Annotated in this window: 1 protein-coding gene; it reads left to right on the forward strand. The window is 66.2% G+C overall.

Annotation, left to right across the window (positions count from 1 at the left end; genetic code table 11):
• Positions 1 to 290: ATP-binding cassette domain-containing protein (locus BIV23_RS44905; protein WP_143079273.1), on the forward strand; the 290-nt coding region annotated here is incomplete at both ends.

The following is a 290-nucleotide window of genomic DNA, read 5'->3' on the forward strand; positions in this document are numbered from 1 at the left end:
GTCCGTGAACTCCTGGAGATCGTGGGCCTGAACCCCGAGCACTTCAACCGCTTCCCGCACGAGTTCTCCGGCGGCCAGCGCCAGCGCATCGGCGTGGCCCGCGCGCTGGCCCTGGAACCGAAACTGATCGTCGCCGACGAACCGGTCTCGGCCCTGGACGTCTCCATCCAGGCGCAGGTCGTCAACCTGCTCCAGAAGGTCCAGAGGGAACTGGGCATCGCGTTCGTCTTCATCGCCCACGACCTCGCGATCGTCCGGCACTTCTCGCAACGCGTCGCCGTGATGTACCT

The sequence above is a fragment of the Streptomyces monashensis genome (assembly GCF_001866665.1).
Lineage (GTDB): Bacteria > Actinomycetota > Actinomycetes > Streptomycetales > Streptomycetaceae > Streptomyces > Streptomyces monashensis.